The sequence below is a fragment of the Fodinicola feengrottensis genome, assembly GCF_010993775.1.
Taxonomy (GTDB): Bacteria; Actinomycetota; Actinomycetes; order Mycobacteriales; family HKI-0501; genus Fodinicola; species Fodinicola feengrottensis.
This window is the reverse complement of record NZ_WOTO01000019.1, coordinates 109,016-131,056: the sequence shown is the minus strand read 5'-3', so window position 1 is coordinate 131,056 and position 22,041 is coordinate 109,016. Positions and strand designations below refer to the sequence as shown.

Here is a 22,041-nt window from a genome sequence, read left to right as displayed (position 1 = left end):
CCGCGGCGAAATCGTCGAGTACGACGTTTCGGTGCTGCAGCTCGCCGCCCTCAAGGGTGTTTTCGCTGACGTGGTCGAGGAATCCGTGACTTTCGTCAACGCGCCGCTGCTCGCGAAGGAGCGCGGGGTCGACGTGGGCATCACCACCAGCACCGAAAGCCCTGAATACCGCAACCTCATCACCACCGTCCGCGGAGTTCTCGGCGACGGCCGCGAGGTGAGTGTCTCGGGCACCCTGACCGGCCCCCGGCAGGTGCAGAAGCTGACCGAGATCGACGGCTTCGACACCGATCTGGTGCCCGACGGCCACGTGCTTTTCCTGACGTACGCGGACCGTCCGGGTGTCGTCGGCACCCTCGGCGGCACCCTCGGCGACGCCCGCGTCAACATCGCCAACATGCAGGTCGCGCGCAAGGAATCCGGCGGTGACGCGCTGATGGCGCTGACCGTCGACTCCGCCGTCGGCCCGGAGCTGCTGTCCGCGATCGCGCACGCGATCGGCGCTTCGGCCGCCTCCGTGGTGGACCTCACCGAGGTCTGATCCGAGACTGACAGTGGCCCCCGACCGAACCTGGTCGGGGGGCATTCTCTTTAGATCACCACGATTTCGTGCGCGCCTGCGTCCATTTCGATGGTGCCGGTGACCTCGTACGTACGAGTGTCGATCACCGTCGTCGTGGCGTCCATCGCCGTTGTTGACGTAGAGAATGCCTTCATCGGAAGTGATTCCCAGTGGTCCGGCGCCCGCCCCGATGTTCTGCAGGACCGTGCCGGCGTCGGGGTCGATGATGCTGACCGATCCCGGGTCCGGGTGCTCGAAATCCCAGCTGTCGCCGAAATGTGAGGTGACCACGTGACCGTTGGGGAGCACGTGCACGCGGTGCGGTCGCCTGGGCAGCGGCACCTGGCTGATCAGGTTGTCGGTGCTGGTGTCGAAGACTCGTAGCAGCTTTTCGCTGCGGTCGCTGACATAAAGCCGATCTCCCACCGCTTCGAGATCTTCCGAGCCGCCCAGCATCGGAAGCTTTCCGGTCATTGTCCCGCTGGCGAGGTCGTACGCCGAAACGAACGGCGCTTCTTTGTTGCCGGTGTACGCCTTGCCGCCGTCCGGTGTGATGGCGAGCCAGTGCGGACCGACCGTACCAGCCGGGATATGGCCCCAGATCCGGAAATCCGGCAGGTCGAGCAGGAGCAGGCAGCCGCCGTGCGATTCGCACGCGACGACCAGTTGGTCGCCGACCACCGCGAGATCATGCGGTCCTTCGTACGGCGAGATGTCCACGACTCGTACGACAGCCCAGTTTTTGGGATCTATGACGACAATCTCGTGGCTGCGGTCGCCATGAGCGTCGTAAATGCCGTCTCGATACGTAATCGCCACATAAAGCAGCTGGCGCTGGGCGTCGAACACCAGCATGTGCGGCTCGGGTGGGGTGGGAATGGTCGCGATTCGCTCGCGCGAGGACACGTCGACCGCGGTGACGGTGTGCGCGCGAGCTGGTTCGCGCTGACGATGGTTTTGTTGGCTTCCATGGCAAAAAGGTAAGTCGGCTTGATAGATGCGTCCAGTGCACAGTTGATAATCGAGCTTTGCGTTTGACGCAGCATCCACATAATGGGACCGATGTCCGGTTGATGGGATCTGCTGCGTACGCTGGAGACCGACGATGAGACGTAAGAGGAGGTAGTAGCGGTGGGCGGCGTGCGGCTGGCTGTGGTGGGTGGCGACGGCATTGGACCCGAGGTGGTCGCGGAGGGGCTGAAGGTGCTGTCCGCGGTGCTTCCGGACGTGGAGACCACCGACTACGACCTCGGCGCGACGGCATATCACCGGACCGGTGAGCCGCTCCCGGACTCCGTGCGGGCCGAGCTCGCCGGGCACGACGCGATCCTGCTCGGCGCGATTGGCGACCCGTCCGTGCCGCCGGGCGTGCTGGAGCGGGGTTTGTTGCTGCGCCTGCGATTCGCCTTCGACCACTACGTGAACTTGCGGCCGGCGAAGATCTGGCCGGGCACCGCGACACCGCTCGCACATCCGGGCGAGGTCGATTTCGTGGTGATCCGCGAGGGCACCGAGGGCCTGTACGTCGGTGCCGGCGGCACGCTCGCGAAGGGCTTCCCGCACGAAGTCGCGACCGAGGAAAGCATCAACACCCGGGTGGGCGTCCAGCGGGTCGTCGAGGACGCTTTCACCCGAGCCGCGGCGCGCCCACGCAAGCATTTGACGCTCGTACACAAGACCAACGTGCTGACCCAGGCCGGCGGCCTGTGGTCGCGGGTGTTCGCTGAGGTCAGCGAGCGGTTCCCGGCGGTTCAGACCGCGTACCAGCATGTGGACGCCGCCTCGATGTTCATGGTCACCGACCCGAGCCGCTACGACGTGATCGTCACCGACAACCTGTTCGGCGACATCCTCACCGACATCGCCGCCGCGGTGACCGGCGGGATCGGCCTCGCCGCCAGCGCCAACATCAACCCGACCGGCGCGTTCCCGTCGATGTTCGAGCCGGTGCACGGCTCCGCGCCGGACATCGCCGGCAAGGGCGTCGCGGACCCGATCGCCACCATCCTGTCCACGGCCCTGCTGCTGGAACACCTCGGCCACCCCAAGGCGGCCCTGCGGGTCCAGGAGGCCGTCGCCGCCGAGCTCATCGCGCGTACCGCGGGCGCCCCCCTCCGCACCGCGGAGGTGTGGGCGACCGGGTAGCCACCGCCGTTTCCTAACTATCCGGCGTATTGGGCGAACGTACGGGTGAAGTCCCAGGAGTTCTGGGAAACGCCCGAGCAGGTGTCGTCGTTGCGGTAAGCGCCGTTGCAGTCGCGGTCCCGGTTGGCCGACCAGAAGGTCAGCCGGCCGAGATGGTGCTGGTTCGCGTACGCGAGGATGGTCTGGAAATTCCCGACGGTGACCGTCTCCTGCGAGTCGGTGATGCCGTTCATCGACGAGATTCCGCTGTGCCGGTAGGCAACGTCGTCGCTGTAGCCGTACGCGTTGCGGACGATCGACTCCAGGCCGTTGGTCGCCTGGATCGTCAGGTTGGCCATGTTTTGGCCGGCCGCACCGAAATCAAAGGGCATGATCGTCCAGGCGTCGACGGTGAGTCCGGAACTGGCGGCTCGGTTGATCATGCTGCTGTCCGGACCCGTGGTGTCGGATGGGAAGGTCACGTAGACGGTGAAGTTCGCGTTGTTCGCCTTGACAATCTTCAACGCGTCCACGACCCGCTGCTGGATCGTACCGTTGTCGTAGTAGGTGCCACCTTCGATGTCGATGTCGATCGCTTTCAGCCCGTACGCGTTGATGACCTTCTGGTACGCGCCGGCCAGATCGTTGGCGTTGTTGCAGGAACTCTCGAGGTTCGCGCCATTGGCGCCGCCAAAGGACGGCACGATGTCACCGCCGGCGCTGCGAACGGTGTTCACGGTGCCCTGGTCGACGCCTCCGGTCAGCGGCCGGCCGCCGTCCCACATCGGATTGCAGTAGCCGTTGCTGAGAATGAAGGCCATCGTGAACCACTTGACTCCGGTGGCCGACATCACCGTCCGCGGGTCGGGCGGGCTGCCCCAGCCGTTGTAGTAGTAGGGCGCGACCGCCATCGAGGTGTTGGGCGGTGGGGGAGTGGTGCCGCCGCCGGACGGCGCGGTCCATTTCTGGTTGGCGCTGCCCGCGCAGTCCCAGATCTGTAGTTGATTGCATTGGCCGAGCTGTTGTTGGTGGCGTCCAGGCATTTGCCGAGCCCGCGGATCGTGCCGTCGGCACCGATCGTCCACGACTGTGCGGAGCTGCCGTTGCAGTCGTAGAGCTGGATTTTGGTGCCGTTGGCGGAGTTCGCGGCTGCCACGTCCATGCATTTGCCGAGCGCGCGAATGGTGCCGTCGGTGCCGACCGTCCACGACTGCGCGCTGGTGCCGTTGCAGTCATAGAGTTGTACGGCCGTGCCGTTCGCCGAGCTGGCACTGGCCACGTCCACACATTTGCCGCCGAGGCCGGTGATCGTGCCGGTCGCGGCGACCGCGGCGGCGGGTGTCAGGGCAACCGCCACGAACACGGCCGGCAACAGCATAAGCGCCTTTTTCATGACGTGACCGTCCATTTCTGGTTGGCGCTGCCGGTGCAGCTCCACAGCTGGAGCGCAGTGCCGTTGGCGGAGCTGCTGTTCGCGGCGTCCAGGCATTTTCCGAGTGCGCGGATCGTCCCGTCGGTGCCGACGGTCCAGTTCTGCGCGGCCGTACCATTGCAGTCGTAGAGCTGGGTTTTGGTGCCGTTGGCGGGGTTCGCGCCGGAAACGTCCAGGCATTTGCCCAGCGAGCGCAACGTGCCGTCGCTGCCCTTGGTCCATTTTTGGGCAGTGGTCCCGTTGCAGTCGTAGAGCTGGATTTTGGTGCCATTAGCGGGGTTCGCGCCGGCCACGTCGACGCATTTGCCGCCGAGCCCGGTGATCGTGCCGGGGGTGCCACCGGTCCCGCCGCCACCGGAGCCGTTCACGAACGAGGTGGCCAGCTGTTGTCCCAAGGAAACCGCGGTGGAATGGCTCTCGATGGGATTGACTGAGGAGCCAGGGAAGACGATGTACGTGACGCCGCTGGCCACTCCGCCGGTCTTGGGATCGGGGTCAATGCCCAAAGCCTGTGCGGTGGCGTACGACGACTCACCAATGATGTCTTCCGGGCCGGTGTCCCCGAACACCGCGTATTCCACCTGGTTGTTGTAAATCACCGCCACCACGGCACCGCCCTCGATGCCGGATTGCTCGTAGTTCCAGATGCCGGACGGCTGCGGCAGCACGATGTAGGGCAGTTGGGCCGCGTTCAGTGGTTGGTCGGTGGACGTGTGGAAAGCCGTGTCATTGAAGAAGCAGCAGTCCGTGTTCTCGTTGCACTGGGCCGTACGCACGCCGTCGCAGTCGATGTCCATGTCCGCCTTGAAGAACACCGCGCCACCGGCCTGGCAGACCGGGATGGCGCCGCCGGCACCCTCGTCGGTCGCGTACGTGCCGTTCGAGATCTGCTGGCAGTTGGTGACTTTCGCGAGCAGCTGGCTCGCCGACGGGCCGCCCGGATCCGAGGCATCCGCCGGCGTCGCTGGTGTCGCGCTGACGGCCAGCACCGCCAACAAAAGTCCGACGAGTGCGATGATCAGCGGCCGCCTGCGCATCAGCCGACCGTCCATTTCTGGTTGGCGCTGCCGGCACAGTCCCAGATCTGCAGCTGGTTGCCGTTGGCGGAGCTGTTGTTGGTGGCATCCAGGCATTTGCCGAGCGCCCTGATCGTGCCGTCAGAGCCGACGGTCCATTGCTGGGCCGCGCTGCCGTTGCAGTCGTAGAGCTGGATTTTGGTGCCGTTGGCCGGGTTCGCGGCCGCCACGTCCATGCACTTGCCGAGTGCGCGGATGCTGCCATCGGAGCCGACCGTCCAGTTCTGCGCGGCCGTACCATTGCAGTCGTACAGCTGGACGGGCGTGCCATTCGCGGAGTTCGCGGCCGCCACGTCGACACATTTTCCACCGAGGCCGGCGATCCGGCCGCTGGTGCCGCCGCCCCCGCCGGTGTCACTGGTGGTTACGTGGACGTAGTCGACAACCAGCTGACCAGGGAAAGGCGTGCTGCCGTCCGGATTTCCGGGCCAGTCACCACCGACCGCGAGGTTGAGAATGATGAAGAACGGGTGGTTGAAGACCCACTGGTTGCCGTTGGTGTCGGCCGGCGTACGGGTCTCGTACGCGTTGCCGTCCACCGAGAAGGTGACCGCGCTCGGCGACCAGTCGGCCGCGAAAGTGTGGAAGCCGTCCGCGAAAGCCTGCCCACCGGGCAACGTGTAGCCGCCACCGAGCCCGTTCGCGCCGGAGTATCCAGGGCCGTGCAGAGTGCCATGCACGGTGCCCGGCTCACGGCCGATGTTCTCCATGATGTCCATCTCGCCGCTGCCCGGCCAGCCGACGCTGCCGATGTTGTCGCCGAGCATCCAGAACGCCGGCCACATGCCCTGGCCGCGCGGAATCTGCATGCGGGCCTCGAAATGTCCGTACGCCTGGGTGAACTTGTTGGCGGTGTTCATTCGCGCGGAGGTGTACTGGCAGGGGCCGTTCCAGCAGTTGTAGCCGCCGGGATTCTCTCTTTTGGCGGTGATGACCAAATGGCCGTTGCCGTCCATGGCCGCGTTGCTCGTACCGCCGGTGTACCACTGCAGCTCGTGGTTGTTGCCGGCGTTGTTTCCGGTCTCCTGCTGCCATTTGCCGGTGTCGACACCGCTGCCGGCCGGGCCGGAGAAGTCGTCGGTGAAGGTGGCCGCGGCCGGCGCGCGCCGCGGCGGCCGGGATTCCCTGCGGCACCAACGCTGACGCGGCCAGGATCGCCGCGACGAGCAGGCACCATCGTGATTTGGGCATGGTCGTGCCGCCTCTCCGAACGGGGTTTTCGCGAACCCTGCGTGCGCGCGGCGGGGCGCATATTTTCCCGACTGCGCGCGGCGAGTTCGTACGGGACGAAAAACCTTTGATAGGCGCGAACTTCGCGTGTCCTGGCAAGTGAGAGTATCCGAGTCAAAGGCCCACTTGGCAACAGTTCAGAGACACATTATTTGCGACTAGGATAAAGTCGCGAACTTTCTAACATTTCACTTTTCTGGCATAACGGTCAGGCAGTCAGGTACCTCCGGGCTATTCTTGATCGAATCCGATGCCTCGCCCCCCAGCCGTCCACGCGCACCCTGATCTGCCTTAACGTCGGTTGAGGTAGGTTCACTGTCGGAAGTCGCGTTCGACCGCAGAGTAGAAAGGGGCGCTCACCATGAGCACCGCCGCGCCAACGCTGTCCATCAGTCTGCACCCGAGCGCGACTCCAGTGTCCGTCGAGCGGCGCGCCGAGTTGCTGCTCGATCCGGGCTTCGGCCGGGTCTTCACCGACCACATGGTGACCGCGCAGTATGCCGACGGCGGCTGGCGTGACGCACAGCTGAGGCCGTACGGGCCGCTCAGCCTGGAACCGGCGACCGCGGTCATGCACTACGCGCAGGAGATTTTCGAGGGCCTGAAGGCATATCGACAGCCCGATGGCGGCACCGCGCTGTTCCGGCCGGACCGCAACGCCGCCCGCTTTCGGTATTCGGCGCAGCGGCTCGCGATGGCGCCGCTGCCCGAACAACTGTTCCTGGACTCGGTCCGGGTGCTGGTCGAGCAGGACCGGGCCTGGGTGCCGACCTTCCCGGAGGGCAGCCTGTATCTGCGGCCCTTCATGTTCGCGAATGAGCAGTTCCTGGGCGTACGCCCCGCCCTGCAGTATTTCTACGGCCTGATCGCGTCGCCGGTCGGCGCGTACTTCCCGCGGGGCGTCAAGCCGGTCAACCTGTGGCTGTCGACCGATCGGGTGCGGGCCGTCCCGGGCGGCACCGGGGACGCGAAGACCGGCGGCAACTATGCGGCCAGCCTGATGGCGCAGGCCGAGGCCACCGAGGCCGGCTGCGACCAGGTGGTGTTCGTCGACGCGGTGGAGCGGCGCTGGGTCGAGGAACTCGGCGGCATGAACATCTTCTTCGTCTTTTGACGACGGTGCCGGCGGTCGCCGGCTCGCCACTCCGCCGCTGACTGGTTCGCTGCTGGCTGGCATCACCCGCGACAGCCTGCTCACGCTCGCCGCCGACCATGGGCATCCGGTCGAAGAGCGACCGGTGTCCGTCGAAGAGTGGCGCGGCTCGGCCGCGGACGGCTCACTGGTCGAGGTCTTCGCCTGCGGCACGGCGGCCGTCATCACCCCCGATCGGCCGGGTCCGCAGCCGCGACGGCGAGTTCGTCATCGCCGACGGCGAGGCCGGCCCGGTGACCATGGCGCTGCGCCAAGCGCTGCTGGACATCCAGTACGGCAAGGCGCCCGACAAGCACAACTGGATGCACCGGGTCTGACTCACATCGTTCCGCGGCCGACACGAGGCGGTTACCGAGCGAAGGCGTTGAGGTGGGCCAAGAGCGCCGCGGGCTGTTCCTCGGCGATGAAGTGGCCGCAGTCGGGGATGGCCTCACCGCGCAGGTCGGGAGCGTACGGCCGCCAGGCGTCGAGGACGTCGAGCTGGGCCGGCAGGCCGGTGGCGCCCCAGAGCGCGAGGACCGGCATCGACAGCCCAAGCCCTGCGTCGAAGTCGGCGTTGTCGAGATCGTCGTCGTACGGGAAACCGGCCCGGTAGTCCTCGAAACCGGCCCGTAGAGCGCCTGGCCGGGAGAAGGACCGTACATACTCGTCGACCGCGGCCGGGTCCAGGCCGGCCCGCTGGAATGTCCAGCGCTCGAAGAAATACTCCAGATAGCCGCGGATATTCGGCCCGACCAGCAGCTCCGGCAGGTCGCGTTGCAGGTGGAAGTGCCAGTGCCACGGCACCGCGCAAAGGCCGGTCTTGGGGTTCCCGCGCCGCCAGGCCTCGCGGGTCGGGACGATATCCAACACCGCCAGGCGGGACACGTTTTCGGCGTGGTCCAACGCATAGCGGTGGGCGACCCGCGCGCCGCGGTCGTGGCCGACGAGGGTGATGGGGGAGTCGTCGGTGAGGTGCCGGACCAGGGCCCGTACGTCCGCTGCCATCGTGCGTTTGTCGTAGCCGCCGACCGGTTTGTCGGTTCGTCCGTAGCCGCGCAGGTCCGGCGCGATCACCGTGTGCGTTTGGCTGAGCGGGCCGACAATGTGCCGCCAGCAGTGACTGTTTTTGTGGCCAGCCGTGCAACAGCACGGCCGTCGGCCCGTTTCCCTCGATCAGGTAGTGCATCTTGATGCCGTTGACCTCGGCCGTGCCGGACATCGAATCCTCCGTAACCACTTCAACAGGTTATTTGCCTAACCGTATCATGGGGTTATGGTGAGCGACTGGAGGTGGGACGGCGGGCGGCCGAGCCTGGACCTGGTGAACACGTACCGGGACCGCAAGACGGGCGGCCGGGAGTTGTTGGCGACGCCGGCGAACCTGGCCGAATGGCTGCGGCTGGCCGGATATCCCGACGCTCAGCCTGGCGCGGCGCGGCTGCGTCGGCGGTCGAGCTGCGCGAGGCCGTCAACGACTGCGTCACCGCTGTGATCAACGTCGAGCCGCTGCCGACTGCCGCGGTCGACGTGGTGAACCGGTGGGCGGCGAGGCGGCGGCCGGCGCTCGTACGACTGCGCGTACGAGCCGACGGCGCACCGCTGGTCGAGGCCACGCCGGCCGGCGATCCCGGTGGTTGCCGCGCTGGCCGAGATCGCCGTCGACGCAGTTCAGCTGCTTGGCACCCAGGACCGGGCCGGTTTGCGGATCTGTGGGAGCCTCGACTGCGGCCAGCGGTTCGCCGATCGCTCGCAGGCCGGCCGCCGGCAGTGGTGCTCGATGAGTCGTTGTGGCAACCGCGCGAAGGCCCGTGCACATCGGACAAGGTCCCGAAAGTAGGCCTTTTCGGGCAGAGATCCGCCGAGCGGTCTGGATCATGACCTGCTAATGTCTCTGACAGATATATCTGACAGAGATATGAGGTGGCCGATGAGTGTCGACGAGTGGGCGGACCTGACGCCGACCGCGCGGACGATCCTGGGCTTCGTGGCGCAACACCCGCGCAGTGGGTACGACATCCGGGAGGCCGCGCGGCGCTCCGTGTCGTACTTCTGGGGCGTCAGCGACGGCCAGCTGTATCCGCAGCTCAAGCTGCTCGCGGAGCTGGGGTTGATCGAGTCGCCGCAGGAGGATCCGGGGGCCCGGTCCAAGTCGGTATGGCACATCACGCCGGCTGGTCGCGCGGCGCTCACGAAGTGGATCCGCAGCCCGTCCGCGCCGCTGCGGATGCGCGACGAGAACCTGGTGAAGATGATGTTCGCGGCCGAACTGGAGCCGGCCGAGGTGCTCCGGCTGGTCGACGAGCGCCGCAAGAGCTTTGAATGGTTCGCCAAGAACGTCGCTTCGCCGGGGCCGGCGCAGAGCTGGCAAGCCGACCAGAAGCTAGGTTCTCGGACTACGAGCGAGCTTCTTCATGAGTACGGCAAACAACACACCGAAAACGCGTTGGCCTGGTGCGACCAGGTCGAGGAAGCACTGCGAGGGATAGCGAATGACCGTGCCTGACAAGAAGGCTCCTGGAGCGATCACCTGGATGCGGGTGCTGCTCACCATCTCCAGTTTCCTCACCCTGGTCAACGGCATCATCGGCTTTGGCCCCGATGCCGGCACCACCTACCACTGGATCGATCGGCGCCGGATTGCTGGTGGCCGGCCTCGCGACCGGCTGGATGGTCATCCGGCTGCGCCGGCCGGCGCGGTCCACTTCGGTGCTGTTGCTGACAGTTATGGCGTTCGTCGTGGTCGTACGGGTCCTGCAGTATGTGGCCTTCGACAGCGTGGCCATCCTCGCCGCGCTCGTCCTGCCGGCCGTGGTCGCGTTGCAGTTGCGCAAAACCAACGTCCGGGAGTGGCTGAACCTTGGCCAGTCCGAATGGGACACCGTGGTACGGGAAAAGCGGGCCGGCTACTCGGGTTTCCAGCGTTTCGTGGCGGGTTTGGGCGCTGTCGGCCTCACGTCGGCGGTGCTGCTGGTGGTCCTGGGCGGCGGAGTCGCGTACGCCAGTTGGCCTTGCTCTTTTCCGCCGGTGGCGGTCGGCGGGCTCAGTCAGAGCCAAGTCGGCGACGCGCCGATCGATACTCCGCCCAGCGGGTACGTGCCGGCCACCGACGGCGTGAAGCTGGCCTATTTCGCTTACGTGCCAGCGAAACCAATCGCGACCCTGGTCTTCTACCACGGTTCCGGCGCACACAGCACGGCCGGTTATCTCGACCTCGGCAAGCAACTCGCGGCCAAGTACGCCGTGGCGACCTATCTGGTCGACATCCGCGGGCACGGATCCTCTGGCGGTCAGCCGGGTGACGCACCGAGCGAGCAGCAGGTGTGGCAGGACACCAAAACCGTGGTGGACTTCGTGAAAGACCGCTATCCCCATCTGCCGGAATACGTCGGCGGTCACTCGGCCGGTGCCGGGGTAGTCCTCAACAGTGTGAGCCTGATCAACTCGACGGTGGCCGGATATGCGTTCCTGGCGCCCGATTTCGGCTTGCACTCGGACACCGAACAGCAGGCCGGCGCGGCCAACTTCGCCACCGTCTGCGAGCGCGCCTTCGTCGCTGAAGCGGTCACCGAGGGAATTGTCGACGCGCACGCGAACGCGCGGGGGATTCGCGTACACGAAGGACCAGATCTCCAGCGCCCACCTGGTGAACCGCTACACGGTCACCATGGCGGTGGCGCAGAACCCGGCCAACAGTGCGGACGTGTTGGCCGGGCTCGACAAGCCGCTCGGGGTCTGGATCGGCTCGCAGGACGAGGTTTTCAACCCCGCCAAGGAACTCGCGTACGCGGCGAAGGCCCACCAGGTGAAGCCGACGCTCGGCACCATCCCAGGTCGTACGCACCTCGGAGTGCTCTCCAACGGCGCCGACTCTCTCGGCCCGTGGATCGGCACCCAGGTCCAGGCGAAATCCTGAGGGGTAGGGCGTCCTTCTTTGAAGCGAAAGACCGCGATGTTGTCGTTGGTGTAATTCGTGCCGCCGACCAGGACCGCCGTGTTGCTGTAATCAACGCAGACGGCGTCCGAGTCGGCGGCCGGGTTCGCTTCGAAGGTCATAGATCTTCCCGTTTAAAGGCGGGCTGGATCTGGCCCCTGTCCCGCATGGTGGGACGGATTTCCCGTTCCGATTCCGGTGGCACACTCTGGGCATGCACACCGGTCGACTCATTATTGGCACTTAGCGCGCACGCAGCCTCATCGCGTACGCGCAGACCTCCCACGCAGTGGGGGGTCTTTTTGTTTGGGTACAAACTCCGACCGGGCCACCTCGAAAGGACCTGTTCCGTGATGGACGACAGCTTCCACGTCTTCGACACCACTCTTCGCGATGGTGCGCAGCGGGAGGGCATTACCTACTCGGCGAACGACAAGCTGACGGTGGCCCGGCTGCTGGACGAGGTGGGCGTCGGGTTCATCGAGGGCGGCTGGCCTGGGGCGATGCCGAAAGACACCGAGTTCTTCGCCCGCGCGGCCAAGGGTGAGCTGGTGCTCAAACACGCGAAACTGGTCGCCTTCGGCGCGACCCGCAAGGCTGGGTCCAAAGCCAGTGACGATCGTCAGGTTCTCGCGCTTCGGGATGCACAGACCGAGGTTGTCACCTTGGTGGCGAAGTCGGACGTGTGGCACGTCGAGCGGGCATTGCGTACGACCCTGGAAGAAAACCTCGCGATGGTCAGTGACACCGTTTCCTTCCTGGTGTCCGAAGGCCGTCGGGTTTTCCTTGACTGCGAACATTTCTTCGACGGCTACCAGCACGACCGGGACTATGGTCTTCGGGTTTTGCAGGCCGCTTTCGACGCCGGCGCCGACGTGGGTGTGTTGTGTGACACCAATGGCGGCATGCTGCCGATGGGACTTTCCCAGGTGGTACGGGAAGTCGCCGAACGCGGCGGGTTCCGGATCGGCATCCACTGCCAGGACGACACGGCCTGCGCGGTGGCCAATACGCTGGCGGCGGTCGACGCCGGCGCCACGCACGTCCAGTGCACCGCCAACGGCTACGGGGAGCGGGCCGGCAACGCCGACCTTTTCCCGGTGGTCGCCGGGCTGGTGACGAAAATGGGGCGGTCAGTGCTGCCGGACGGCTGCCTGACCGAAATGGTGAGGGTGTCACACGCCATCGCGCCGAAATCGCGAACATCGCACCCGACACCCACCAGGCTTATGTCGGGTCCAGCGCTTTCGCCCACAAGGCGGGGTTGCACGCGAGCGCGATCAAGGTGAGTCCGGAACTCTATAACCACATGGAGCCGGCCACTGTCGGAAATGACATGCGCATCCTGGTGACCGAGATGGCCGGCCGGGCCTCCGTCGAGCTCAAGAGTCGCGAGCTCGGCGTGGATCTGGCCGGCCACCCCGAAGCCGCTGGCCGAGTGGTCGAAAAGGTCAAGGACCTGGAGGCCGAAGGCTGGTCATTCGAGGCCGCGGACGCTTCTTTCGAGTTGCTCGTACGGTCCGAAGTGGACGGTCGAAAGCCCAGCTATTTCACCTTGGAGTCCTATCGGGTGCTGATCGAGCACCGGGACGACGGCCGGGTGTCGTGCGAGGCGACCGTGAAACTGTTGGTCGGCAACGAACGCATTATCTCCACCGCGGAGGGAAACGGTCCGATCAACGCCCTCGACCAGGCGCTCCGGGAAGGCCTCGTCGGCCGCTATCCGAGCCTGGCGGGAATGGACCTGTCCGACTACAAGGTGCGCATTCTGGAAGGCCGGCCGGGCACCGACGCGGTCACCCGGGTGCTGTTGGAGACGACCGACGCCGAGCGTGACTGGACGACCGTGGGCGTACACGGAAACATCGTCGAGGCCTCATGGCGGGCCATGGTCGACGCGCTCACCTATGGCCTTAGTCGCTATCGCGGCGCCACGAAAGGCTGAGACCCCGCGCGGCCGATAAGATCTGGGCGTACTGGCCAAACCGGCCGGCAGACGGAGGCGCCCGACGATGAGCGACGACCGCGATTACGGTGACGGCGGCCGGTTGGACGCGCGTCGCCTGTGGGCCGGCGCGGTGGTGAGCGCGGTGATCGCCGCACTGGTCGCCATCGCCGGGATCCTGGTCGCCCGTGGCATTTTCAATGTGCCCTTGTTGGCGCCCAAGGGACAGGGCGTGTGGGGGGGGACGTCAGCGTCGGCGCGTACGCCCTGGCCGCGGCCGGTCTGACCCTCGCGGCCGCCGGCGTGATGCAGTTGCTGTCCCTCGCGGTGCCCCGGCCGACCTGGTATTTCGGTTGGCTGGTGGGGTTGGCGACGTTGATCGGGACGCTCCTGCCGCTCACCCTCACCGTCGATTTCGGCAGCAAGGTCGCCACCGCGTCGATGGATCTGGTGATGGGGATAGTGGTTTCGGTGCTGATCACCGGCACCGCGAGGAGTGCGCGCACTTTCCGGCTGCGCCGCTGAGAGTTCTCACAAAAGCGTCAAGACAACGCAAAGAAATGGCGACGTGACCAGGGTTAGCCAGGCGGCGAGCGCCCACGGCCAGCCTCGGCCCGGTCTCCTGCGGTCGGAGATGACCCCGACCATGCCGATGGCCAGGCCGAGCAGCCAGGCAGCGGGCACGGTAAGGAAAACAACCCACTGATAAGTACCCGAATGGCAGAAAAGCGTCTCGTTTCCCACGGTTTGGCCGAGGCAGCCATCGCTGAGGAAGACGCTGGCGTACGTCCAAATCAGCAAGGCGGGCAGGCCCAGCCCACCTTCCAGCAGCAGGGAATTCCAGAGCAGCGGGCTCGACTGACGGGTCAGCAACTGCGCAGGTGCCGCCACCTCGCTTCGCTGGGCTGTGATCACCCCACCAGCAGACCACGGTAAAACGTCTGCGGCTCGCCCTGTCGGGCGGACAGAGGGGCCGGCTATTTGCCCGCGGTCACGGTCTTGAGCTGGGCAAGCGACTCCCGGGTGAAGAAGCGGAATTCGCGCTGCCGGTGGTCGTCGAGCCAACGCTCGAAACCGATTTTGAAGACGGCGATCGCGATCTCCGCCGCGAGGCTCGCGGCGGTGTCCGGGACGCCGCGGTCGCGCAGCGCGCCGGCGACCGCCGCGCGGCGAGGTTCGCCAGCTTGATCAGCTCGCGTTCACGCAGCTCGGCGTTCGCGACGATCACGGCCTGGCGCTGCCGGGAGGCTTCGCGGCGGTCCTCGAACAGGTGGGCGGCGGCGTCGAGGCCGACCGCGATCGCTTCGATCGGGGTCGCCGAGTCAGGTGCGCCGGTGACCGCGGTCACGAAGAGCTCCTCCAGCTGTGCCGCGCCCCAGAACAACACCTCGCGTTTGTCCTTGAAGTGGCGGAAGTACGTACGTTCGGTGAGCCCGGCCTGCCGGGCGATGTCGGCCGCCGTGGTCTGTTCGAAGCCGCGCTCGCTGTACAGTACAGCGTGAGGGCGGCCTCCACCAGCCGGCCACGCGCGTTGGGCTCCCATCGACTCATGCCTCCCAGTCTAGTTGATGACAGCGACTGACATCTCGAGCTACGTTGATGGCAGTGGCTGACATCGATCCTCAAGTGCAGGACGGGCCACCTTCTGGAGGATTCTCATGCGCGTTTTCGTCACCGGCGCGTCCGGCTGGATCGGCTCCGCGGTCGTACCGGAGCTCATCGACGCGGGACACCAGGTCATCGGCCTCGCCGCTCGCAGGGTTCGGCGGCCGCTCTCGCCGCGACCGGCGCCGAGGTGCGTCGCGGCTCCCTCGATGATCTCGACACGCTGCGCAGCGCGGCGGCCGAGTCTGACGGCGTGATCCATCTCGGTTTCAAGCACGACATCGCTTTCAGCGGCGACTTCCAGGGCGCCGTCATGGCGGATCGCCGTGCCGTCGAGGCGTTCGGAGACGCGCTCGCGGGTTCTGACCGGCCCCTCGTCATCGCGGTGGGAACGCTCGGGGTCGCACCGGGACGGATAGCGACCGAACAGGATGGGCACGAACCGTTCCGGGCTCGGGCCGAAGGTCTGGCGGGGCGGCATGCCAACGGGGAGTTGACACTTTCCCTTGCCTCGCGCGGCGTTCGGTCATCGATCGTACGACTTTCCCCTACTGTCCACGGCGACGGAGACTCCGGCTTCGTCCCCTCGTTGATAGGCATCGCCCGGGAAAAGGGCGTATCGGGCTATCTCGGCGATGGGGGTCCAGCCGCTGGACCGCCGTACCCCGGCTCGATGCCGCGCACCTTTTCCGGCTGGCGCTGGAAAAGGCTCCAGCGGGATCGACGCTGCACGGAGTCGCCGACGAGGGCGTACCCATCCGCGCCATTGCCGAGGTGATCGGACGGCATCTCGACCTCCCGGTCGTCGCCGTCCCGACGGAGCAGGGCGAGGCGCATTTTGGCTGGCTGTCTGGATTTTTTGGGCTCGACAGTCCGGCGTCCGCCGCGCTGACCCGCGAGCTGCTGGGATGGCAGCCCACTCTTCCCGGGATTCTGGAGGACCTCGAGAAGGGCCACTACTTCACCACCCCTGCGGCCTAACTACCGCGGCCGAGACTGGTCTCGGCCGCCAGGTCCTAGCATCGGCTAACCGATGAGGTGTGTTTACGACACCGCGGGCCGCCGCTATGTCGTCCCGCGCATCACGGCTTCATTTCGGCGGGTCTGTTGGGACAAGGTCAACGACCTGCGGCGGCAGTGGCTGGCGTACCGAGGTCAGCATTGGGCGCCGCTGCCAGTCACCACCGCCGCCATCGAGCGCGACACCGCCCAACCGATGGCGGCGACGGCGATCGCGCTGCTCGCCGCCGGTGTCTCTGGACTGGCGCTGATGATCGGATACATTGGCCTGTTCGCCAGTTCCCTGGTGCTGTTCCTCACCTCGTCACCCGACAGTGCAGTCGAAGAGGTGAACGTTTTGGTGGCGGCTCTCAAGTTCTGGTCGCTACCCGTGATCGCGGTGGTCTTTTTCGGCACTCTGCTTGTCGTCGTACTGTTCCGACGGCGATCCGTACGAGCGAGGAAGCGTCTCGTGTGACGGCACCAGATTGGCATCGATCGACGCCCGTTCAGCGTCGTTCATGCCGCCTGCCGCGAGAATCCGCTGAATAGTCGCGTTTTTGCCGCGGCCGTACTCGTCGATGTTCGCCGCCGTCGCGGCAACACGCAGCTTCACCGCTGCATACTCCTCCCGCAGCGCGGCATTGGAACGCAACACGTCGCGTACGCACAGGTGATTGCGCAGCGACAACGCGCCCTCAACGATCACGTAGGTGTTGGTGCCCGCTAGCCGGGCAGGTTCCTTGAACGCCCATCGCCGCGGGATTCCCAGTTCTCCCAACGGCCGGAAGCCGAGCCCCACCAGCACCGCCGAGGCGGCCTCGACATCGGCCGGTGCAACGATGATGTCGCAGTCGATGACGGGTTTGGCGGCGAGGCCGGGCACGGACGTACTGCCTACATGTTCGATCGCCACCACTGGCACATCAGCCGCAGCCATCGCTCGCGCGTACTCCTGCCGGAGAACCTCGAACCGCGGCGGCCAGGCAGGGTCATAGTCGACGACGGTGATCACCCACAACACCCTAAGCCTGTATCCACCGATTCGAGTGTCGGTTTAGCGGGGTTGTTGCGGCGCACGTCAGCCGACCGATGAGAAATGGGATTGTCTCTGGTCATAACTGCGAAGCCAAGACCACAGGAGGTCGAGATGTCCGTATCGGTGCTCTACATGTCGATGTCGCTCGATGGCTATATCGCCGGTCCCCATGACGAGCCGGGCAACCCCGGGGGCGACGACTTTATGCGGCTGCACGACTGGTTCGTGTCTGATGCGGGCAATTTTGTCCGGCCGGATGGGCCGGCGGCGGAGTTGTTCGACGAGTTCCACAACCACGGTGCGGTGCTGGCGGGGCGGCGTACCGTAGAGCAGGTCGATCACTGGGGTGGTGACCATAGTGGGGTACCGATTTTTGTGCCCAGTCACCGGCCGCCCGGGCCGACGGTCGCCAACTATCCCATGGTGACGTACGTGAATGACGGGATCGAGAGCGCGATGGCCCAGGCGAAGGCCGCCGCCGGGGATCGGCACGTGCTGGTGCATGGCGCGTACACGGCACAACGGGCGCTGGAGGCCGGGGTGCTGGACGAACTGCAGATCCACCAGATCCCGGTGCTGTTTGGCAGCGGCCGACGAATGTTCGACGTGTTGCCGTCGCGGATCGAGCTGGACATCGTCCGAGTGATCGACACCCCAGCTGCCACTCACCTTCGCTATCGCGTCCTCCGCTGACGGGTGGCTGGACCCGACTGCGGGTAAAGTCCAGTGGCCATGGGCCCAGGGAAACGTTCCGCAGGTCTCGCCGCCATGCTCGCACTGGCGTTTTTGGCTCCACCGCCGGTGATTGCCGCTGCGGCGCGTACGCCTGAGTTAGCGGTCACGACACGTCTGGCTGATCGGCGGATGCTGGTCACCGGCGACCGGTTCTGGTCAATGGGAACGGCAGACGGCCGCTATCCGGCGGCCGGATTCCATACCCGTGGAGAGATGGGCGGTTTCTTCGCGCCACCGATCAAGGTGTTGGACGGGTTGTGGTTCGGGGTTGATGGACAGTGGTTGCCGGCGGCGAACCGGATGCGGTCGGGTTGGGGATATGTCCGGACCGAGTTTCCGACCAACGACGGGCTGCGCATCACTCGTACGGATGAGGATCCCGACGGGGAGCGGGCCGGGCTGGTCGGTCTCACGTTGAGCAGCAGCCAAACCCGCACGTTGACGCTGTCCGTCGACGCGCATTCCGAGCTCATGGGCATGTATCCATGGGGAGAGACCAAACCTTCGCAGACGACAGTGAATTTGCCGGACACCGCCAGTGTTTCCGGCAACGCGTTGCTGTTCCGCGATGTGGGTACGCCACCGGGCCCGAATCAACTCAAACATGACTGGGCCGCGTCGGTGGGATCGTCGCTGACCCCGGTCTCGTCGCAGGTGGGCAATGATTTCCGCGGTCCGCAGGATCCGCCGGTGAGGTGCCCGGCCTCCGGACCGGGCACTGCGGACCTGCCGGCGCGATGCGACGACACCGCGTACGGGAACGGCGCCGGCGGTCGGTTGGACTACCGGATCACTTTGGCTGCCTGGAAACCGCTGACCGTGTGGTTCGCGGTGGCCGGCTCGGACACCGGGCCAGCGGCCGCGCAGAGCACACTTTCGCGTGTCCTGCGCGATCCCGACGCGGAATTTGAGGCCAAGCTGACCGCCCGGAAGGCGGTCGACGCGCGTACCGTGGTGGACCTGCCGGGTGATCCGCTGCTCGCGCAGAGCGTCGAGTGGACCAAACAAAATCTGGCCGATGCCGTGCAGGAGACACATAATCTGCAACTGCGCCCGACCAACGGTGGCACGGTCTATCCCGCGCCGGTAGGCACGCTCGACTCGGCTCGCTGGATAGCTGCGGGGTTTCCGGATTACAGCTGGCTTTTCGGTACGGACGGGGAATACACCGCGTTCGCCGCGGTGGCCGCTGGCCAGTTTGAGAACATCGAGGCGCACCTGCGATCGCTGCGCGATGTCAGCGACAAGGTCAACAGCCGCAGCGGAAAGATCGTCCACGAGGTGACCCCTGATGGGCAGGTCTACTTCGGGGCCAACGCCGATGCGGGCAACACCGACGAGTCGGCGAAGTTCCCGAGCGCGGTGGCGTTGGTGTGGCGGTGGAGTGGGGACCGGCATTTCCTCGACGACATGTACGACGCTTCGGTACGGGCGATGAAATATGTGACCAGCCTGGACGCGGACGGCGACGGTTGGCCGGAAGGGCTGGGAAATGTTGAGCGGCCGGGGATGGGCGCGGAGAAGCTCGACAACACCGTCTACACGATCCGCGGGCTGGCCGATCTGGTTGACCTGGCGACCGCGAAGGGCGACAACGCCACCGCCCGCTGGGCGGCGGCGAAGGTGGCGAACCTAATGCACCGGTTCGAAAACGCGTGGTGGAACGGCGGCGACACGCAGTCGTACGCGGACTCGCTCGCCGATCCGGGCAACACGAAGGTTTTCCAGCGGCACTGGATCGGACTCACTCCGGCCGAAGCCACGCTGCCCGACGGTACGCCGATCGCCTCCACCGATCACGCGGTGGCGACCCTTACCCAGCACGAAAAGCCTTGTTACAGCGGCGATCTCGGCCTCTTCCACACTGGCACCGGGCCCACCAGTGACCCGGCCGGCAACAAGGGTGCCTCGTGCGACATCGCGGTTTCCAGTGTCGCGGCCGACCGGGAGGCTTTTACCTTGACAACGTCGATTATGGCGGTGGCAGAGGGAAACTATGGGCGCTCAGCGGCTCGCTACACGACCGACATCGCTCGGGTGCAGCTCGATCCGACGCTGTGGGGGAAATGCCTGGGGCGATGCCGGAGATCGCGCCGAGCCCGGACTTCGGCGCAAATATTGACAAGAAGTTGACGGAGCGTTCGATGGTGTTGCAGGCGTGGGGTTCGTACGGGATCCTCTGGCCGGTCGTGCACCAGCAGCTCGGCGTGGACCCGGACGCCGGCAATGGCTGGATCCGGGTGGTGCCGCAAATCCCGGCTGGGCAACAGCGGATTTCCGGTCACAACATCCGAGTCGGCACCGGCGCGGTGTCGGTCACCGCCGTCGAGTCTGGACAGACGATCACGGTTACCGCGAGCGGCCCGTTGAAGATGACGATCGGGGCGGTGCTGCCGACCGGCGCTTCGGTGAAATCGGCCACCCTCAACGGAAAACCGGTCCAGCCTGAGGTGGTACGTACGACCCGTGGCCTGGAAGCGACCGTGCCCGGCTCCGGAAACCTCACACTCGTACTGGCCTACTAAGCCGGTAGTGGGTTAAGGGACATTTGAGGCGTGGCGCAGGGTGGTTGGCGGAAGAGCATTTGGCGGTGTGGGAGGTTGTTGGCTCATTTGTGCAGCAACCGTCGGACCGCGGTGGTCGCCAATTTTGGCGGCGAGCAGGCGAGGATCTACTGTCACTAGCGGGCTGGGCCTATCCTCGTACCGGTAGTCAGCAAGCCAGTTGTCAACCGCGGACGGGCCAGCACCCAGTGCCAGGCGGTCCTGTGGTTGGCGATAAACAGCCATAAACCAAGTCGATTCCGGCCCACCGTCGTCGGAAAGCTCACTATGACATCCCCGTCTTGGTAGTAGACGTGCTTGACTCACGACTCTCGTTGGCGGTGGTGAGCCCGGGTTCACCGGGCGCCGTTCCTGCCGTTAGAACGGTGGTGGTGGGTATTGGTCGTTTGGTGTGACGTCGTAGGTGCGTCCGGTGGGGCTGGTCCACAGGAATCGTCCTGGTGTGGGTTGGGTGACGGTCCAGCCGTGTTCTTTGATGTCGTTATGGAACTTGCAGGCCGGCCCAGCGCTGTCGTACGCGGTCTTCCCTTCCGGATCGCGGAAAGGGATGGTGTGGTCGAACTCGCAGGTCGCCGCGGGCCGGTTGCAGGCGGGTCCGCAGCATCGCTGGTCCCGTGCGTTGACCAGGTCCCGTAGCGCTTTGGTGGGGCGATAGCGCGTACGGCCGTGGTCGATCACGACACCACTGACTGGGTCGGTGAGGATTCGGTACCACTCACTGGTGTCATCTCCAGCGAGTTCGCGTGCGCGTTGCGCGGTCATCGGACCATAGCCACTCAAGATCGCTGGGTTGTGTCCAGGCCCATCAAGGTCGTGGCGTCTACGCGGAGTTCGATTTTGGTGCGTACGTTGCTGGGGACGCCCAGGCAAAGGTCGGTGAGGGCGTCGGCGCGGAGTGCGTCCATGGTGCGGGACTCGTCTTTGGTTTTAAGGCTGCGGGCGATGGTGTCGATGCGACGGTAGATCGCCTCCGCTGATTCGGCGGGCAGGAACGCGCCCAGCAGAGCCATCCCGTCTTCGCAGGGTTGTTTTTTTACTCGCCTCTCGGAGACGAGCTTTTTGCGGCGGGTTTCGGCGGCTGCTGGGGGTCGATTTTGATGACCTCCCGCCGGGCCCTGTCTCGGATCGATCGAGGCGTCTTGGAGTCCGCGCCGGGCAGCACCGTCTCTTCGACTTTCCGAGCGTCCTCAGGGCAGAGGTGGCCGACCTGGTCCGCGAACGTGAACGCCTTACGCAGGTCAAGGTCACCGTGAGACATCCCAGCCATGGTGCCCGGCAGCTCATGGACCAGTTGGTACGCCAAATTCAACCGCTTCTGAGCGGCCGACAGGCTCCAGGTCAGTGATGCGCGCGATTTCACCGGCCGCGTATTGGAGAAAGGTGCGCCGACGGCTGGGCGGGCGTTGGTGAAGCGGTCCATGAACCGCATCTGCATCGCCTGCGTATACGAGATCACCTTGTCCAGTGTTTCGATCGCGGCCAGCGCGGTGTCAGCGTCGGCTCGGCCGTACCGGTCGAGTTCTTCCAGCATTTGCAGGGGGACCCAGCTCGGTGGCATGGTGCGCCACGGTTGCTTGTTCGGGTCGGTGAATTCCGGTCGCCTTCGTTTTCTGCTCATGACCCAATTTTACTGGCCGCTACCGACAGCCGGGGCGTCAGTTTTC

25 protein-coding genes and 3 pseudogenes are annotated in these 22,041 nt (G+C 65.7%); 17 read left to right on the top strand and 11 right to left on the bottom strand.

Annotated features, from left to right (window positions below; genetic code table 11):
* The 3 genes and pseudogenes from GNX96_RS19340 to GNX96_RS19330 form a co-directional block, all read left to right on the top strand.
* On the top strand, positions 1-541 hold a 541-nt coding region (locus tag GNX96_RS19340), incomplete at its 5' end, for an ACT domain-containing protein (protein ID WP_163569153.1).
* Positions 542-1,126: 585 nt separating this feature from the next.
* Positions 1,127-1,546, top strand: coding sequence for a hypothetical protein (locus GNX96_RS19335; RefSeq protein ID WP_163569152.1), 420 nt, complete (start codon positions 1,127-1,129; stop codon positions 1,544-1,546).
* Between the two features lie 156 nt (positions 1,547-1,702).
* Positions 1,703-2,724, top strand: a pseudogene (locus tag GNX96_RS19330) (3-isopropylmalate dehydrogenase).
* Here GNX96_RS19330 and GNX96_RS53205 read toward each other — a convergent pair.
* The 4 genes from GNX96_RS53205 to GNX96_RS19315 are packed head-to-tail and all read right to left on the bottom strand — an operon-like array spanning position 2,725 to position 6,150.
* Positions 2,725-3,597 (bottom strand): chitinase, encoded by an 873-nt coding sequence (locus GNX96_RS53205; protein WP_279580831.1) that lies wholly within the window; start codon positions 3,595-3,597, stop codon positions 2,725-2,727.
* Complete coding sequence (locus tag GNX96_RS53200) at positions 3,537-4,079, bottom strand: ricin-type beta-trefoil lectin domain protein (protein WP_279580830.1); 543 nt, start codon at positions 4,077-4,079, stop codon at positions 3,537-3,539. Before GNX96_RS53200 ends, GNX96_RS53205 begins: the two co-directional genes overlap by 61 nt.
* Complete coding sequence (locus GNX96_RS19320) at positions 4,076-5,155, bottom strand: ricin-type beta-trefoil lectin domain protein (RefSeq protein ID WP_163569150.1); 1,080 nt, start codon at positions 5,153-5,155, stop codon at positions 4,076-4,078. The genes GNX96_RS53200 and GNX96_RS19320 overlap by 4 nt, the downstream gene beginning before the upstream one ends.
* Positions 5,155-6,150 carry a glycoside hydrolase family 16 protein gene (locus GNX96_RS19315; RefSeq protein ID WP_279580829.1) on the bottom strand — a complete coding sequence of 332 codons (996 nt, stop codon included), beginning with the start codon at positions 6,148-6,150 and terminating at the stop codon, positions 5,155-5,157. Before GNX96_RS19315 ends, GNX96_RS19320 begins: the two co-directional genes overlap by 1 nt.
* On the opposite strand from GNX96_RS19315, the gene GNX96_RS53195 reads away from it, so the two are divergent.
* Both GNX96_RS53195 and GNX96_RS19310 read left to right on the top strand, forming a co-directional pair.
* On the top strand, positions 6,125-6,337 hold the full coding sequence (locus tag GNX96_RS53195; RefSeq protein WP_279580828.1) for a hypothetical protein: 213 nt from the start codon (positions 6,125-6,127) through the stop codon (positions 6,335-6,337). The two genes, GNX96_RS19315 and GNX96_RS53195, sit on opposite strands and share 26 nt — an antisense overlap.
* Positions 6,338-6,785: 448 nt before the next feature.
* Positions 6,786-7,894: pseudogene (locus tag GNX96_RS19310) on the top strand (branched-chain amino acid aminotransferase).
* 31 nt (positions 7,895-7,925) lie between these two features.
* On the opposite strand, the gene GNX96_RS19305 reads toward GNX96_RS19310, so the two are convergent.
* Positions 7,926-8,663: an alpha/beta fold hydrolase gene (locus GNX96_RS19305; RefSeq protein ID WP_279580836.1), complete on the bottom strand. Its 738-nt coding sequence runs from the start codon at positions 8,661-8,663 to the stop codon at positions 7,926-7,928.
* Between the two features lie 172 nt (positions 8,664-8,835).
* Here GNX96_RS19305 and GNX96_RS19300 point away from each other — a divergent pair, with 172 nt between their 5' ends.
* The 7 genes from GNX96_RS19300 to GNX96_RS53175 all read left to right on the top strand — a co-directional run bounded on the left by GNX96_RS19300 (position 8,836) and on the right by GNX96_RS53175 (position 13,960).
* Positions 8,836-9,051, top strand: a complete 216-nt coding sequence (locus GNX96_RS19300) for an ABATE domain-containing protein (RefSeq protein ID WP_279580827.1) — start codon at positions 8,836-8,838, stop codon at positions 9,049-9,051.
* 138 nt (positions 9,052-9,189) lie between these two features.
* Positions 9,190-9,396 carry a CGNR zinc finger domain-containing protein gene (locus tag GNX96_RS19295; RefSeq protein ID WP_279580826.1) on the top strand — a complete coding sequence of 69 codons (207 nt, stop codon included), beginning with the start codon at positions 9,190-9,192 and terminating at the stop codon, positions 9,394-9,396.
* Between the two features lie 90 nt (positions 9,397-9,486).
* On the top strand, positions 9,487-10,062 hold the full coding sequence (locus tag GNX96_RS19290) for a PadR family transcriptional regulator (RefSeq protein ID WP_163569148.1): 576 nt from the start codon (positions 9,487-9,489) through the stop codon (positions 10,060-10,062).
* A 95-nt stretch (positions 10,063-10,157) separates the two neighbouring features.
* A complete protein-coding gene (locus GNX96_RS53190; protein WP_279580825.1) occupies positions 10,158-12,779 on the top strand; it encodes a serine aminopeptidase domain-containing protein in 2,622 nt (873 codons plus the stop codon).
* Positions 12,755-13,435 carry an alpha-isopropylmalate synthase regulatory domain-containing protein gene (locus GNX96_RS53185; RefSeq protein WP_279580824.1) on the top strand — a complete coding sequence of 227 codons (681 nt, stop codon included), beginning with the start codon at positions 12,755-12,757 and terminating at the stop codon, positions 13,433-13,435. The genes GNX96_RS53190 and GNX96_RS53185 overlap by 25 nt, the downstream gene beginning before the upstream one ends.
* 67 nt (positions 13,436-13,502) lie before the next feature.
* On the top strand, positions 13,503-13,721 hold the full coding sequence (locus GNX96_RS53180) for a hypothetical protein (protein WP_279580823.1): 219 nt from the start codon (positions 13,503-13,505) through the stop codon (positions 13,719-13,721).
* Positions 13,670-13,960, top strand: coding sequence for a DUF6069 family protein (locus tag GNX96_RS53175; RefSeq protein WP_279580822.1), 291 nt, complete (start codon positions 13,670-13,672; stop codon positions 13,958-13,960). Before GNX96_RS53180 ends, GNX96_RS53175 begins: the two co-directional genes overlap by 52 nt.
* 6 nt (positions 13,961-13,966) lie before the next feature.
* Here GNX96_RS53175 and GNX96_RS19270 read toward each other — a convergent pair whose 3' ends face one another.
* Both GNX96_RS19270 and GNX96_RS19265 read right to left on the bottom strand, forming a co-directional pair.
* The gene (locus GNX96_RS19270) at positions 13,967-14,350 is read right to left on the bottom strand and encodes a hypothetical protein (protein WP_163569147.1); all 384 of its coding nucleotides are present in this window, start codon (positions 14,348-14,350) and stop codon (positions 13,967-13,969) included.
* Between the two features lie 76 nt (positions 14,351-14,426).
* On the bottom strand, positions 14,427-14,978 hold the full coding sequence (locus GNX96_RS19265) for a TetR/AcrR family transcriptional regulator (protein WP_279580821.1): 552 nt from the start codon (positions 14,976-14,978) through the stop codon (positions 14,427-14,429).
* Positions 14,979-15,093: 115 nt separating this feature from the next.
* Here GNX96_RS19265 and GNX96_RS19260 point away from each other — a divergent pair.
* Positions 15,094-16,021: pseudogene (locus GNX96_RS19260) on the top strand (SDR family oxidoreductase).
* 52 nt (positions 16,022-16,073) lie between these two features.
* On the top strand, positions 16,074-16,517 hold the full coding sequence (locus GNX96_RS19255; RefSeq protein WP_163569146.1) for a hypothetical protein: 444 nt from the start codon (positions 16,074-16,076) through the stop codon (positions 16,515-16,517).
* Here GNX96_RS19255 and GNX96_RS19250 read toward each other — a convergent pair.
* On the bottom strand, positions 16,425-17,054 hold the full coding sequence (locus GNX96_RS19250; RefSeq protein WP_163569145.1) for a GrpB family protein: 630 nt from the start codon (positions 17,052-17,054) through the stop codon (positions 16,425-16,427). The genes GNX96_RS19255 and GNX96_RS19250 overlap by 93 nt on opposite strands.
* A gap of 135 nt (positions 17,055-17,189) precedes the next feature.
* Between GNX96_RS19250 and GNX96_RS19245 the strand changes: the two genes are divergently transcribed.
* From GNX96_RS19245 to GNX96_RS19235, 3 genes are all read left to right on the top strand, one after another.
* Positions 17,190-17,771 (top strand): dihydrofolate reductase family protein, encoded by a 582-nt coding sequence (locus tag GNX96_RS19245; protein WP_163569144.1) that lies wholly within the window; start codon positions 17,190-17,192, stop codon positions 17,769-17,771.
* 75 nt (positions 17,772-17,846) lie between these two features.
* Positions 17,847-19,946, top strand: a complete 2,100-nt coding sequence (locus GNX96_RS19240; RefSeq protein ID WP_163569143.1) for a glucosidase family protein — start codon at positions 17,847-17,849, stop codon at positions 19,944-19,946.
* Positions 19,892-20,338 (top strand): hypothetical protein, encoded by a 447-nt coding sequence (locus GNX96_RS19235; protein WP_279580820.1) that lies wholly within the window; start codon positions 19,892-19,894, stop codon positions 20,336-20,338. The genes GNX96_RS19240 and GNX96_RS19235 overlap by 55 nt, the downstream gene beginning before the upstream one ends.
* Positions 20,339-20,734: 396 nt before the next feature.
* Here GNX96_RS19235 and GNX96_RS19230 read toward each other — a convergent pair whose 3' ends face one another.
* From GNX96_RS19230 to GNX96_RS19220, 3 genes are read right to left on the bottom strand one after another with little or no spacing between them, the layout of a single operon-like run.
* Positions 20,735-21,139, bottom strand: a complete 405-nt coding sequence (locus GNX96_RS19230) for a hypothetical protein (RefSeq protein ID WP_279580819.1) — start codon at positions 21,137-21,139, stop codon at positions 20,735-20,737.
* Between the two features lie 14 nt (positions 21,140-21,153).
* On the bottom strand, positions 21,154-21,387 hold the full coding sequence (locus GNX96_RS19225) for a hypothetical protein (RefSeq protein WP_390624064.1): 234 nt from the start codon (positions 21,385-21,387) through the stop codon (positions 21,154-21,156).
* A gap of 23 nt (positions 21,388-21,410) precedes the next feature.
* Positions 21,411-21,995: a 13E12 repeat family protein gene (locus GNX96_RS19220; protein ID WP_163569140.1), complete on the bottom strand. Its 585-nt coding sequence runs from the start codon at positions 21,993-21,995 to the stop codon at positions 21,411-21,413.
* Positions 21,996-22,041: the final 46 nt, after the last annotated feature.